Source organism: Terrabacter sp. P5_B1, from assembly GCF_056400505.1.
This window is the reverse complement of record NZ_JBFULD010000096.1, coordinates 1-12,645: the sequence shown is the minus strand read 5'-3', so window position 1 is coordinate 12,645 and position 12,645 is coordinate 1. Positions and strand designations below refer to the sequence as shown.

At 71.0% G+C, this 12,645-nt stretch carries 13 protein-coding genes; 8 read left to right on the top strand and 5 right to left on the bottom strand.

Annotation, left to right across the window (positions count from 1 at the left end; all coding sequences use genetic code 11):
• The 4 genes from AC1DP0_RS09260 to AC1DP0_RS09245 form a co-directional block, all read right to left on the bottom strand.
• Positions 1-493 (bottom strand): 2-phosphosulfolactate phosphatase (locus AC1DP0_RS09260; RefSeq protein WP_478083926.1); only part of this gene is annotated, 493 nt, incomplete at its 3' end.
• 40 nt (positions 494-533) lie between these two features.
• Positions 534-755 (bottom strand): hypothetical protein, encoded by a 222-nt coding sequence (locus AC1DP0_RS09255; protein ID WP_478083924.1) that lies wholly within the window; start codon positions 753-755, stop codon positions 534-536.
• A 136-nt stretch (positions 756-891) separates the two neighbouring features.
• Positions 892-1,611 (bottom strand): DsbA family oxidoreductase, encoded by a 720-nt coding sequence (locus tag AC1DP0_RS09250; protein ID WP_478083922.1) that lies wholly within the window; start codon positions 1,609-1,611, stop codon positions 892-894.
• 84 nt (positions 1,612-1,695) lie between these two features.
• Positions 1,696-2,535: an alpha/beta fold hydrolase gene (locus tag AC1DP0_RS09245; RefSeq protein WP_478083921.1), complete on the bottom strand. Its 840-nt coding sequence runs from the start codon at positions 2,533-2,535 to the stop codon at positions 1,696-1,698.
• Positions 2,536-2,637: 102 nt separating this feature from the next.
• On the opposite strand from AC1DP0_RS09245, the gene AC1DP0_RS09240 reads away from it, so the two are divergent.
• The 4 genes from AC1DP0_RS09240 to AC1DP0_RS09225 all read left to right on the top strand — a co-directional run bounded on the left by AC1DP0_RS09240 (position 2,638) and on the right by AC1DP0_RS09225 (position 7,673).
• A complete protein-coding gene (locus AC1DP0_RS09240; protein WP_478083920.1) occupies positions 2,638-4,338 on the top strand; it encodes an alpha/beta hydrolase in 1,701 nt (566 codons plus the stop codon).
• 20 nt (positions 4,339-4,358) lie between these two features.
• Positions 4,359-5,015, top strand: coding sequence for a hypothetical protein (locus AC1DP0_RS09235; protein ID WP_478083919.1), 657 nt, complete (start codon positions 4,359-4,361; stop codon positions 5,013-5,015).
• A gap of 95 nt (positions 5,016-5,110) precedes the next feature.
• Positions 5,111-5,857 (top strand): dienelactone hydrolase family protein, encoded by a 747-nt coding sequence (locus tag AC1DP0_RS09230; protein WP_478083917.1) that lies wholly within the window; start codon positions 5,111-5,113, stop codon positions 5,855-5,857.
• Positions 5,858-5,861: 4 nt separating this feature from the next.
• Positions 5,862-7,673 carry an alkaline phosphatase D family protein gene (locus AC1DP0_RS09225; protein WP_478083915.1) on the top strand — a complete coding sequence of 604 codons (1,812 nt, stop codon included), beginning with the start codon at positions 5,862-5,864 and terminating at the stop codon, positions 7,671-7,673.
• Positions 7,674-7,800: 127 nt separating this feature from the next.
• Here AC1DP0_RS09225 and AC1DP0_RS09220 read toward each other — a convergent pair whose 3' ends face one another.
• Positions 7,801-8,262: a PQQ-dependent sugar dehydrogenase gene (locus tag AC1DP0_RS09220; RefSeq protein ID WP_478083927.1), complete on the bottom strand. Its 462-nt coding sequence runs from the start codon at positions 8,260-8,262 to the stop codon at positions 7,801-7,803.
• A gap of 29 nt (positions 8,263-8,291) precedes the next feature.
• On the opposite strand from AC1DP0_RS09220, the gene AC1DP0_RS09215 reads away from it, so the two are divergent.
• The 4 genes from AC1DP0_RS09215 to dnaK form a co-directional block, all read left to right on the top strand.
• Positions 8,292-8,774, top strand: a complete 483-nt coding sequence (locus tag AC1DP0_RS09215) for a hypothetical protein (RefSeq protein WP_478083913.1) — start codon at positions 8,292-8,294, stop codon at positions 8,772-8,774.
• 353 nt (positions 8,775-9,127) lie between these two features.
• Positions 9,128-9,685: a hypothetical protein gene (locus AC1DP0_RS09210; RefSeq protein ID WP_478083912.1), complete on the top strand. Its 558-nt coding sequence runs from the start codon at positions 9,128-9,130 to the stop codon at positions 9,683-9,685.
• A gap of 82 nt (positions 9,686-9,767) precedes the next feature.
• Positions 9,768-10,607 (top strand): hypothetical protein, encoded by an 840-nt coding sequence (locus AC1DP0_RS09205; protein WP_478083911.1) that lies wholly within the window; start codon positions 9,768-9,770, stop codon positions 10,605-10,607.
• 170 nt (positions 10,608-10,777) lie between these two features.
• Positions 10,778-12,645 (top strand): molecular chaperone DnaK (dnaK, locus tag AC1DP0_RS09200; protein WP_478083910.1); only part of this gene is annotated, 1,868 nt, incomplete at its 3' end.

Here is a 12,645-nt window from a genome sequence, read left to right as displayed (position 1 = left end):
GGACGACGACCACGGCGGGCTGCGCCGCTGAGCCGCGCGACGACTCCAGCCAGTCCACGAGCCAGTGGCCCACCGCCGAGCGGTTCCGCAGCGAGGCGGCCACGACCTCGGCGCCGGCCTCGGCCAGGACGGCACTGATGGTCGAGCCGTTCGGTGACGGCAGCACGAGGTCCCCGATGGCACCCGCCGCGCGGATCGAGCCCGGTGACAGGCTGACCCCGCCAGTGTCCCGGGTCTCCGAGCGCGGCTCGGCGAGCGTCGCCCCCAGTGCCTTGGCGAACGCCTGCGCCGAGGCGTCCCGCCAGCGGTAGGGGTACACCCGGGTGCCCGCGTCGACGGCCACGGAGACGCACGTCGTGAAGCTGAGGACGTCGACGACGACCGCGCAGACGGGCGAGCCGGCGGCGACGGCATACGTCGTCAGGGCCTCCGCCGCCATGGGTCCCCAGTCGAGGCGGACGAGGTGACGGTCCTGCGAGTGCCAGGGCTCCATGGCCTCCAACCTAGGGCGGCTCAGCCGCCGACGGTGGTGCTCACGGACGCCCCGACGGGGTCGACGGGGTCGACGGGGTCGCCGGGGTCGACGGGGTCGACGGGACGGACCGTGTCGTCGACGGATGGGGTGCTCCGAGGCGCAGGTCGCCGGCCTGGTGCAGGGTGACGAAACCGCCGACGACGAGCAGCGCGGACACCGTGAGGGTCGCGATCGCGGCGCGCCGCGATCCGATCACCTCGAGATCGGTGAGCTGTCCCATCTGCGCCTTTCGTCGACCGGGCGTGCCGTACGTTACGCGCCCGCGGGCCCTCCTGGACGTTCCGGAGGTCACTGCATCACCGCACGATGGTGCGGGCCGCCCGGGCGCCGCCTTCTCCGCGGCCCGGGTGCCCCGGTCAGGCGCCGCAGACGCCTCCGCAGCCGCCGGCGCCGCAGCCGCCACCGCAGCCACCGCCGGCGGTGACCGGCTCGGGCACCTCGTGCCGGGTGGCCCACGCGGTCTCGAGGGCCTCCGCGAACACCTCGACCGGCTGGGCGCCGGAGACGCCGTACTTGCGGTCGAGGACGAAGAAGGGCACCGACTCGATGCCGAGCATCTTGGCCGTCGCCTCGTCGCTGCGGACGTGGTTGCCGTAGTCGTCCGACTCGAGCATCGCGCGCACGACGCCCTCGTCGAGGCCGATCTCGGCGGCGAGACGCACGARCACGTCGCGGTCACCGACCGCGAGGCCGTCGGTGAAGTAGGCGCGCATGAGCCGCTCGTGGGCAGTGTCGGCGAGGCCCTGCTCCGCCGCGAGATGGACGACGCGGTGCGCGTCGAAGGTGTTGCCGTAGCGGGCCTGCTCCCAGTTGAACTCGAGGCCGAGCTCGGCCGCAGCCTGGGCCATGGACCGGTGCTGCGCGACGGCCTGCTCCCGCGTCGTGCCGTACTTGGCGGCGATGAGGTCGACGAGGGGGAGCTCCGACACCGGCGCGGCGCTGCGGTCGAGCTCGAAGCTGTGCCACGTCACCTCGACCTCGTCGGCGTGCTCGAACTGCGCCACGGCAGCCTCGAGGCGACGCTTGCCGAGGTAGCAGAAGGGGCACACGATGTCGGACCAGATGTCGATCTTCACGGTCGTGCAACCTACGGGGCCGCGCCCGTGTTCCCCGCATCGAGCGAGGCGTCCGTCACCCTCCGGTGAGAGGGCGTATGCCGCTCAGCTCGCTCCGGCGACCCGGTGCAGGATCGCCGTGGCGGACTCCGCGTCGCGGGTCTCGGGCAGCCAGTGTCCGGCGTCGAGCTCGACGAACGCATAGTCGGCGCCGACGTGCTCCCGGGTGAGCTCGGCGGCGGTGCGGCCGAGGAACGGGTCGTCCGAGCCCCAGACGTAGGTGGTCGGCACCTCGACGCGGTGTGCCCCGACACCCGAGTGCCGGGCCGCCCGGTACCAGTTGACCGGCCCGGTGAGGGCGTCGGCGTGGGCCAGCCGGGCGGCATACCTCCTCCGGTCCTCTGTGGGCAGCCCGCTGCGGGTCAGGAGGGAGTGGAAGGTGGCGGCCACGGCGTGCTCGGGGACCCACGGCACCTGGAAGGCGGCCATGTACCAGGACCTCCGCTTCTGGTCGATGCCGGTCTTCCAGGCCCGCGACATGGCCGCCGGGTGAGGGGTCGACAGGACCGTCAGGGACGCGATGCGCGCCGGATGGTTGCCCGCGACGAGCCAGGCGAGGGCGCCGCCCCAGTCGTGCCCGACGAGGTGGACCCGCTCGCGCCCGGACGCGTCGATGAGCGCGACGACGTCGGCGACGAGCTCGTCGAGGCGGTAGGCGTCACGGTCGGACGGTCGCGCCCCAGGGGAGTAGCCGCGCTGGTCGGGGGCGAGGGTGCGCAGCCCGGCCTCGTGCAGCCGGGCGGCGATCCGGTCCCAGCTCGTCCGGTCGGTGGGAAAGCCGTGGAGAAGCACGACGACATCGCCGCCCAGCGGCCCCTCGTCGGTCACGTCGAAGCGCAGCCCGTCCCGGCTGAAGGTCGTCACGCGTGCGTCGAGCGATGCCATGACCCCATCCTGCCCGGCAGGCCGGCGCGCGTCCGGTCAGGGACGTCCCGTAAGTGGTCATCCCGAGGCGTGACGGCACGGGAGCGACTTACTGTTGGAGTCATGCCCGAGGTTTCCGACCAGCGCATCCGGCCCGGTGTCGGGCGGCCCTGGTGGCACCTGTCGCGCACCGGGCTGCTCTTCGGCGCCGCCTACTTCCTCACCTCGACGGCCCCGAGCCTGCTGCCGAGGACGTGGTACTACCAGGGCCTCATCAGCGGACTGTGCGCCGCCGTCGGCTACGGGCTCGGCGTAGTCGTTGCCTGGGTCGTGCGGCGGCTGGCCCGGCTCATCGACCTGCGCGTGACCGTCGGCGTGGAGGCCAGGCACTGGCTGCTCGTCGCCGCGCCGGTCTTCGGTGCCGTTGCCGTCCTCGGGCTGACCGTGGCCAACGTGCGGTCCCAGGCGCGCACGGCTGCCTTCGTCCGGCTGGCCCCGCTCCACCCCCTCGACTGGGCGATGGCGCTCGCGCTCGCCGCCGTCGTCGCCGTGCTCTTCCTCGCCGTCGCCCAGGGCCTGCGGGGGGCGACGCACCAGCTGGCGCAGGCGGCGGGCCACGTGCTCCCGAAGACGATCGCGTCGCTCATCGCCGTCCTCGTCGTCGCGCTGGCCACGGCGTGGGTCACCGACAGCGTCCTCTTCCACCGCGGCATGCAGGCCTTCGCGGGGATCGCGGCGCAGGTCAACACCGCCCCGACCGGGCGCACGGCACCGACCTCGCCGCTGCGCTCAGGGGGCCCGGGCACGCTCGAGCCCTGGAACAGCCTCGGCTACCAGGGCCAGATGTTCGTCACGAACGCCCCGACGGCGGCGCAGATCACCGCGGCCACCGACCGGGGCGCGATCGAGCCGATCCGGGTCTACGCCGGACGCACCGGTGACCGGACGATCGCCGATGTCGCCGACGTCGTCGTCGCCGAGCTCGAGCGCACCAAGGCCTTCAACCGTCGGGTGCTCGCCGTCTTCACGACGACGGGCACGGGCTGGGTCGACGACTGGTCGGCGCAGTCGATCGAGTACCTCAGCAACGGCGACAGCGCCATCGCGGCGATGCAGTACTCCTACCTGCCGAGCGCCATGTCGATGATGACCGACCGTGACACCCCGCGCGAGGCCGGCAAGGCGCTCTTCGACAAGGTGTATGCCGTGTGGCGCACGCTGCCAGCCGACCACCGCCCGCAGCTCGTCGTCGGTGGTGAGTCGCTCGGCGCCTACGGCGGGCAGGCAGCGTTCGCGAACGCGGACGACATGCTGGCCCGCGCGCAGGGGGGCGTGTGGGTGGGCACCCCGAGCTTCACCGACATCGCGGCGTCGCTCACGGCGCGGCGCAACGAGGGCTCGCCGGAGATCGTGCCGGTCGTCGACGCCGGCCTGCACATCCGCTTCGCGGCGAGCGGTGACCAGCTGACCCACGACTCCTACGGCCGCGACTACGGGACGTGGGACTTCCCGCGCTTCGTCTACGCCCAGCACGCCTCCGACCCCGTCGTCTGGTGGAACCCGGCCCTGCTCGGCGCCGAGCCCGACTGGCTCCGCGAGCCACGCGGTCCCGACGTCAACCCCGACATCACGTGGATCCCGTTCGTGACGTTCTGGCAGCTGACCACCGACATGGCCGTCGGGCACGACCCGCCGGACGGCTACGGCCACCGCTACGGTCCGGAGCTCGTGCCGGCCTGGGGGTCGGTCCTCGGCGGCTCGCCGACCGACGACTACTCGACGGTCGTTGCCGGCCTGAAGAGGACCGTCAACCGGGTCGAGTGACCTACGCCTACGCTCGAGCCGTGCCAGCACAGCGTTTCCACGGGCAGATCGCCGGCGTCGGGTCGTCCTCCGGCGTCCGGGTCGTCGTCGGGTCGTGGGACCGGACGCCCCTCGGCTCGTTCGGCGACGCCATGGTCGAGACGGTCGACGGACACCGGGTGCTTGTCGCGCCGAGCCGTGAGGTGGCGGCGTTCATCGAGGCGACCTACGCCTTCGACGAGGTGCGTCTCGAGGCGATCACCGTGACCTCCGGCCGGAGGAGCTGGCAGGTCGAGTCCCCGTCACTGCTGCTCGCCCTCACGGTCGGCGGGCGCATGCCGCTCGGCCGGCTGCTGCGGGCCGTGCCTCCGCGCGTCGCGTCCAGCCCCGTCTGGGCGACCGCCGTCGACCCGATCGCGCGAGTTGCGCTGCGCGGGGTCCGGACGCGAGGCACGGCGCTCGAGGGGCGGCGCGAGTACTACGGCGCCACCGACCTGCACGCCGTCACGGCCCTCGACGGCAGCTTCGACGGCCGGCCCTTGGGGGCGCTCGCCGCGGTCGACCCGCCGTGCCGGTTCGGCTTCTCGTCGACACCGTCCCGTCCTTCCGTCACGAGCGTGGTGACGACCGTCGTCACCGACGCCCAGTCGAGTGCCCATTTCCCCACGGAGGGAACTGAGCACTCGACAAGAGGTTGACGGGACGTCGACCGGGAGCGCAGGGCGACGGTCGGAGGCTCATGGGCTCATCCTCACACCGTGGGACCTGGCACCGGACGGGGTAAAACTGGGGAATGGGCACGATGATCGACTTCCCCGAGCACGACCTCACCGCATACCGCGCCGACCCGACCGGAGAGCCGCGCGGCGCGGTCGTCGTCATCCAGGAGATCTGGGGTCTGGCCGACCACATCAAGGACGTCACCGACCGCTTCGCCGGGCAGGGCTACGTCGCCGTGGCGCCCGACCTGCTCGGCCACGTCGGGCTGACCCCCGAGGTCGGAGCACGCATCTTCGACCTCATGTTCAGCGCGTCGGAGGAGGACCGGCTCGCTGCCCAGCCGCAGATGCGCGCGGCGACGACCCCGGCGCGGCAGCCTGAGTTCGCTGCGTGGGCGGTGCCGGCCCTGAAGGCGGTTGTCGACGCCCTCGCCGACGAGCCGGGTGTGGCGGGTCGGGTGGGCGTCGTCGGCTTCTGCTTCGGGGGGACGTATGCGTTCGCCCTGGCGGCTGCCGACCCTCGGCTCCGTGCCGCCGTGCCCTTCTACGGCAACTTCCCCGAGGCCGCCGACCCCGCGGCCATCGGCTGCCCCGTCCTGGCCTTCTACGGCGAGGACGACCACGGGATCACTGACGGCGTCCCCGAGCTCGAGTCCCGCATGGAGCAGGCCGGTGTCGACTTCACGGCGAGGGTCTACCACGGAGTCGGGCACGCCTTCTTCAACGACACCTCGCCGTCGAAGTACAACGCTGAGGTCGCGGCCGACGCGTGGGAGCGGACGACGGCCTTCTTCGACAAGCACCTGACCGGAGAGGTCTGACGCCGTGGAGTCCGACGCCGTGAAGCCCGACGCCGTGAAGTCCGACGTCCAGAGGTCCGACGCCGCGGGCCCCCTCGTGCTGGGACCGATGCTGCGCTACATCGGCGAGACCGACGCGACGGTGTGGGTCGAGACGTCCGGGCCCGGGGTCGTGACCGTCCACGCCGACGGCCGCGACTGGGCGGCTCCGACCTTCGCCGTCAAGGGTCACCACTACGCCCTCGTCGTCGTCGACGCCCTCGAGCCGGGCGGCGCGTGGGACTACACGGTGCGCATCGATGGAGCGCTCGTGTGGCCCGAACCGGACAGCCCGTTCCCACCCCCGCGCATCCGCACCATCGACCGCGACCGGGCGACCCGGCTGCTCTTCGGCTCGTGCCGCACGACGGTGCCGCACGACCGGGAGGGCCACCGCACGAACGGTGTCGACGCCTTGCGCACCCTGGCGCTCGCCCTCGCCCGCGGCGAGGAGGAGTGGCCGGACCTCGTGGCCTTCCTCGGCGACCAGGTCTACGCCGACGACACGTCGCAGGCGATGCGCGAGTTCATCGCCGCGCGCCGAGACATCGACCAGCCGCCTGGGGAGGAGATCAAGGACTACGAGGAGTACGCCCACCTCTACCGGCTGGCGTGGGGCGACGAGGCCAACCGGTGGCTGCTGTCCACAGTGCCCAGCTGCATGATCTTCGACGACCACGACATCCGGGACGACTGGAACACGTCGTGGACGTGGCACGAGGAGATCAACCGCACCTCGTGGTGGCACGAGCGCCTCATGGGTGGGCTGTCCTCGTACTGGGTGTACCAGCACATCGGCAACCTCTCCCCGTCGCAGCTCGCCGACGACGAGATCTATGCCCGGGTGCTCGAGGCGGCGTCCGTCGCGCCCCGCGACGCTCGCACCGAGGGGAGTGAGCTCGACCTGACCGAGGCCGTCTTCGACCTGGCGCGCCGGACCGACCGGCACCCGGAGGTCTACCGCTGGAGCTATCGCCGGGACCTCGGCGACAGCCGCCTCGTCGTCGTCGACTCGCGCGCCGCCCGAGTCCTGCAGCCGCAGCACCGCTCGATGCTGGACCCCGACGAGATGCGCTGGCTCGACGAGCAGCTGAGCGGCGATGTCGAGCACCTCCTCATCGGCACGTCGCTGCCCTTCCTGCTCCCGCCCGGCCTGCACGACCTGGAGGCCATCGACGAGGCGCTCGCCATGGGCAAGCACGGACGCCTGGTCGCACAGGGTGCCGAGAAGGCCCGCCAGTCGATCGACCTCGAGCACTGGGCGGCGTTCAACGACGGGTTCGTCGAGGTCTTCGAGATGGTCATGGAGGTGGCGCGTGGAGAGCGTGGCCGGGCACCGTCCAGCGTCGTCTTCCTCTCCGGCGACGTCCACAACTCCTACGTCGCCGAGGTCGTCGACGCCAGGGCGCGCCACGGGGCGAGCTCGCGCATCGTGCAGGCGGTCTGCTCACCGATCCGCAACCCGATGCCGCGCATGGTCCGCGTCATGATGTCGGCGTTTGCGCGTGGGCTCGTGCGACCCATGAGGTTCGTCGCCGAACACTCGAAGCACGTGCCCGAGCCGGCCTACCCGTGGGCGGTCACCGACGGACCGTGGTTCGACAACTGCCTCGCCGAGCTGACGGTCCAGGGCCGAGATCTCTCGATCGTGTGGCGCGGCGGAGAGATCCGTGGCGGCGATGACGCGCACCCGGTGCTGAGCACGGTGGCCAGCGTGCGGCTTCCCGGACCGGCCGGGCAGGTGCGACCGGCGGCGCTCGGACGTGCGAGCGGCAGCTCCCCCGGGGCGGTCAGCTGACCTTGACGAGCAGGATGCGGTCTTCGTGCCGTTGAGCGGGATGCGCCAAAGTCGTTGTCGGCGAAGGGCGGCCATCCACACCGAGCCGCGCGGGTCGCGATGCCGCGCGGCGAGTCCTCCGGTGCGGTCAGCCGTAGTTGCGGCCGGGCTGGATGAGGTTGAGCTCGTCCTCGCTGTGGTTGCCGAACTCCGAGGCCCAGAGGCGCCCGGTCTCGTCCCAGGCGATGCCCTGGACGTTGCGGTGCCCGTAGGACCACACGAGCGTGCCGAAGGGGTTGCCCGGGGCAGGGCGTCCCGCCGTCGTCATGCGCAGGATCTTGCCCCCGAGCGAGCTCTTGTCCTGTGGGAGCGCCGGCTGCTGCGCCTCCCCCGTCGTCGCGTAGAGGTAGCCGTCGGGGCCRAAGGCGATCCGGCCCCCGTCGTGGTGGACGTTGTGCGGGATGCCCGTGACGAGCGACCGGGGCGCGCCGCGCTGCTGGCCCGCGGGTCTGCTCGCGTCCCACGGGATCGCGGCGATCCGATTGTCGCCGGCGGTCGAGTAGTACGCGTACACGAGCCGGTCGCCCCCGAAGGTGGGCGATACGGCGATCCCGAGCAGGCCGGCCTCGCCGCGTCGAGGTGGGTGACGGACTCGCCGCAGGGGCGGGCGTGGTCGTGGCGGGGATTCGCTTCGCGGCGGCTGCGGCCGAGGTGTCGACCCCGGACGCCGACGCCGACGTCGACGGCGGGGATGTCGGAGTGGTCCGGCTCGACCCGGTGCCGGAGCTCGCGTCGATGCTGTCGCCCGTCGAGGTCGAGCACCCGGCGACCGTGACGAGCGACAGCAGCGTGGCCGCGGCCGTGCCCGCCCCTCGTCTCATCGCGCACCTCCAGTGTGTCGCCGTGGGCCGACGCTACGCGGCCTCGCTGTGGAGCTGGTTCGGCACTGTGGCACCCGTCCGCACCAGGCGAGGCGAAGGCTTCTCGTCAGACCCGCGGCAGGTGCATGCTGGTGTGGATGCCCTTCGCGTGCCACCCAGCGAAGAGGGAGTGCTGGGGCGGTATCAGGACCCTCACGAATCACACTTGAGAAGCAGCCAACAGGACTCCCCCGGGAGGTGACCATGGCACGCCGACTCATCGGCAGCACGCGCGCCGGACAGGTGCTTGCGATTGCCGCCTGCTGCCTGGTCCTCGCAACCGGGTGCGCCCGTACGCAGGCGCCGCTCGTTCGTGCAACCGGCGGATCGGAGTCCGTCCAACAGTCTGGGTCCGCCCCGCAACCCCCTCCCAGCGCCGACGGTGCTGGGAACGGCGGCGGCGCCGTCCCGAGCGGCAGTGTCGGGAACGGTGGAGGCAACGGGGGAGGCGGCGGAGGCAACGGGGGAGGCGGCGGAGGCAACGGGGGAGACGGCGGGAACCAGGCTGCAGGCTCGCCGATCGATGTCCCGGCCATCCCGGCCACGCACCAGCTCTTGGCCGATGTTCGCGACGGCATCCGGCAGCTCTTCGTCGACGCGTGCGGCGGCCAGGACCTCTGCGTGACGCTCGAATTCGGCGACGGCGCCTGCTTCCTGGGCTACGACCCGGCGGACCGGGCACTGCGAGGATCGACGGTCAAGGTGCTCACCGGTTCGCTCGCCGAATGTGGCGCAGGTGGCGCACCGGCCGTGGGTTCACCGATCGATGTCCCGACGGTCCCGGAGCAGCACACGCCACTGGTCGACCAACGCGACTTCATCGAGCGCAGCTTCATCGAGGCGTGCGGCGGCCAGGACCTCTGCGTGACGCTCGAATACGGCGACGGCGCCTGCTTCACGGGCTACGACCCGGCCGCCCAAGCAGCGCGGGGATCAACGGTGAAGGTCCTCACCGAGTCCCAGGCCGATTGCGACCGAGCCAACGGACTCCCCGGACCGGGATCGGCAACTGACGCAACGAGCCCGGTTCCCACCCCCTCGACGGACCTCACGACCTCCGGGACGAACGGCGGCACGTCGGGCAGCGGACAGCCCGATGGCTCTTCACGGTGAGTCGGGGGACCAAGCGGGCAACCGGACCTCGCCCGAGGGAACGGCACCCGGTGCCCTCCAGGAGCTGCCCAGGATCCTGAAGGTGTTCGGTCAGGTGGTCGCACCTGCGACGCTCATCACCGCCCTGCTCATCTTCTTCGGCTGGTCGCGCACGACGGCTCTCTTCGGCTGGTTCGGGGTCGACCCGACGTCGCTCGGCTTCTCCAGCACCGACTACCTCCTGACGAGTCAGGACGGGCTCTTCGTGCCGGGTGCGGTCATCGCGCTGCTCGTCCTCGTGATGACATGGGTGCTCAACGTGGTGCGCCACTCCGGTCACAGCTCGGTCCTCCGCGCCCCATGGGTGGCACCTGCCGCCGCCGTGATCGGAGCCGTGCTGGCCACGAACGGCGTGCTCGGGCTCTTCGGTCGAGGAATGTTCGCCGGCAGCCTCGCGGTCGCCCCGCTGTGCCTCGTGCTGGGAGTCACGCTCCTCAGCCTTGCCGGGCACTCCTTCCATATGCAACGACTCAGCTACTCGGGTGGCGCCGGGATCGCCGAGCTCACGGCCCTCACGATCGTCATGGCCATGGCTCTCTTCTGGGCGGCCGGTGACTACTCGGCGGCCGTCGGTCGCGAGCGCGCCGCCGAGCTGGCGGGCTCACTGGACGAGCGTTCTCAGGTCGTCCTCTACAGCGACAAGGCTCTGGGCATCACCGCGGCAGGGGTTCGGGCCCTGCGCTGCGGCGGGGAGTCCGCGGCATACCGCTATCGCTACTCGGGGCTGGTGCTCCTGCTCAACTCGAACGGGCAGTACGTCTTCCTGCCGACGGGATGGAACCGGYGGACGGGGAGCGCGATCGCGGTTCCGAAGAGCGAACAGATCCGGCTCGACTACCGCAGCGCCGGAGCTCGCGAGGACAGCCTTCCGACGTCGTGCTGACGGCTTCCGGGAACAATGCCGCCCTTCGGGAAGTTGAGTCGGGTGAACGCAAGATTTGCGAGTCCTGTTTTGACAATCACGTCAGGACCGGAGCACATTGAGCGAGGACCTGGTCTCACCAGGCCACCTGAAACACACGATCTCCACCTAGATCTCCCAAGGAGTCACCCATGGCACGTGCGGTCGGAATTGACCTCGGAACCACCAACTCGGCCGTCTCCGTCCTCGAGGGCGGCGAGCCGAGCATCATCGCGAACGCCGAAGGCGGGCGCACGACGCCCTCCGTCGTCGCCTTCTCCAAGAACGGTGAGGTGCTCGTAGGTGAGGTCGCCAAGCGCCAGGCCGTCACCAACGTCGACCGGACGATCCGCTCGGTCAAGCGCCACATGGGCACGGGCTGGAAGTCGGCCGAGATCGACGGCAAGACCTACAACGCCCAGGAGATCAGCGCCCGCATCCTGCAGAAGCTCAAGCGCGACGCCGAGTCCTACCTCGGCGAGACGGTGACGGACGCCGTCATCACCGTGCCCGCCTACTTCGACGACGCCGAGCGGCAGGCCACGAAGGAGGCCGGCGAGATCGCGGGCCTCAACGTCCTGCGCATCGTCAACGAGCCGACCGCGGCCGCGCTGGCCTACGGCCTCGACAAGGGCAAGGAGGACGAGCTCATCCTCGTCTTCGACCTCGGCGGCGGCACGTTCGACGTGTCCCTCCTGGAGGTCGGCAAGGACGCCGAGGACGGCTTCGCCACGATCCAGGTGCGTGCCACCAACGGCGACAACCACCTCGGTGGCGACGACTGGGACGACGTCATCGTCCAGCACCTCATCACCCAGGTGAAGAACAAGACGGGCCAGGACCTGTCCAAGGACAAGATCGCGATGCAGCGCCTGCGTGACGAGGCCGAGCGCGCCAAGAAGGAGCTCTCGACCGCGACGAGCACCAACATCTCCGCACAGTACATCTCGATGACGCCCGAGGGCCCGATCCACCTCGACGAGAACCTCAGCCGCGCGCAGTTCGAGCAGATGACCAAGTCGCTCCTCGACCGCACCAAGGCGCCGTTCCACAAGGTCATCGAGGACGCCGGCATCAAGGTCGCCGACATCGACCACGTCGTGCTCGTCGGTGGCTCCACCCGCATGCCGGCCGTCAGCAGCCTCGTCAAGGAGATGACCGGCGGCAAGGAGCCCAACAAGGGCGTCAACCCCGACGAGGTCGTCGCCATGGGCGCGAGCCTGCAGGCCGGTGTCCTCAAGGGCGAGCGCAAGGACGTCCTGCTCATCGACGTCACGCCGCTCTCGCTCGGCATCGAGACCAAGGGTGGACTGTTCACCAAGCTCATCGAGCGCAACACCGCGATCCCGACGAAGCGCTCGGAGATCTTCAGCACCGCCGACGACAACCAGCCGTCGGTTCTCATCCAGGTCTTCCAGGGTGAGCGCGAGATCGCCCAGCACAACAAGTCGCTCGGCACCTTCGAGCTGACCGGCATCGCCCCGGCCCCCCGCGGTGTGCCGAAGATCGAGGTCACCTTCGACATCGACGCCAACGGCATCGTCAACGTCTCGGCCAAGGACCAGGGCACCGGCAAGGAGCAGAAGATGACGATCACCGGCGGCTCGGCCCTGTCCAAGGAAGAGATCGACCGCATGGTCAAGGACGCCGAGGCCCACGCCGAGGAGGACCACAAGCGTCGCGAGGAGGCCGAGGTCAAGAACCAGGCCGAGCAGCTCGTCTTCTCGACCGAGTCCTTCCTCAAGGAGTCCGGCGACAAGGTCCCGGCCGACGTCAAGACGCCGGTCGAGGAGTCGCTCGCCGACCTCAAGGCCGCCATCTCCGAGGGGTCCGAGGCCAGCGCCGACGACATCAAGGCCAAGGTCGAGGACCTCAACACCAAGTCCCAGGCGATGGGCCAGGCGGTGTACGCCTCCGAGCAGGCCTCTGCCAACGCCGCGAGTTCCGCTGGCGCCCAGGACGGTTCGCCGACGGGTGAGTCCGCCGGCGCGTCCCACGCCGACGAGGACGTCGTCGACGC

Excerpts from the sequence above, each read along its gene's own strand:
- AC1DP0_RS09255 (WP_478083924.1), bottom strand. The coding sequence starts at position 755 with ATGGGACAGCTCACCGATCTCGAGGTGATCGGATCGCGGCGCGCCGCG.
- AC1DP0_RS09245 (WP_478083921.1), bottom strand. The coding sequence starts at position 2,535 with ATGGCATCGCTCGACGCACGCGTGACGACCTTCAGCCGGGACGGGCTG.
- AC1DP0_RS09240 (WP_478083920.1), top strand. The coding sequence starts at position 2,638 with ATGCCCGAGGTTTCCGACCAGCGCATCCGGCCCGGTGTCGGGCGGCCC.
- AC1DP0_RS09230 (WP_478083917.1), top strand. The coding sequence starts at position 5,111 with ATGGGCACGATGATCGACTTCCCCGAGCACGACCTCACCGCATACCGC.